This is a genomic window from Vibrio sp. 1562 (assembly GCF_033340155.1).
GTDB lineage: Bacteria > Pseudomonadota > Gammaproteobacteria > Enterobacterales > Vibrionaceae > Vibrio > Vibrio alginolyticus.
In genome coordinates, this window is sequence record NZ_JAWOVY010000630.1 from 1 (window position 1) to 562 (window position 562).

Annotated in this window: 1 protein-coding gene; it reads left to right on the top strand. The window is 47.5% G+C overall.

Annotated features, from left to right (window positions below):
* Window positions 1-562, top strand: a 562-nt coding sequence (locus R7Z49_RS26785) for a GMC family oxidoreductase N-terminal domain-containing protein (protein ID WP_318112701.1), incomplete at both ends; no start/stop codon positions are given.

Genomic DNA, 562 nt, shown 5'->3' on the forward strand with positions numbered 1-562 from the left:
AGGGCTGGAAGGCAAGAAAGCGGTCGGCGTTGAATTTGAGAAAGCAGGTTCAATTCAGCAGTGTTTCGCGAAAAATGAAGTCATTTCTAGTGCAGGCTCAATCGGCTCGGTACAGCTACTTCAACTTTCCGGTATTGGTCCTAAAGATGTACTGGAAAAAGCGGGCATCGAGTTGAAACACCAGTTGGAAGGGGTAGGTAAAAACCTGCAAGACCATCTGGAAGTGTACTTCCAATACCACTGTAAGCAGCCAATCACACTGAACAGTAAACTAGGCTTGGTGAGCAAAGGGCTAATCGGTACCGAGTGGATTCTGACTCGAAAAGGTCTTGGCGCAACCAACCATTTTGAATCGTGTGCGTTTATTCGCTCGCGTGAAGGGCTGAAGTGGCCAAATATTCAATATCACTTCCTACCTGCAGCTATGCGTTATGACGGGCAAGCAGCATTCGATGGCCATGGTTTCCAGGTACACGTCGGCCCTAATAAACCAGAGAGTCGGGGCACTGTAGAGGTGGTTTCTTCTAACCCGAATGATAAGCCAAAGATTGAGTTTAACTAC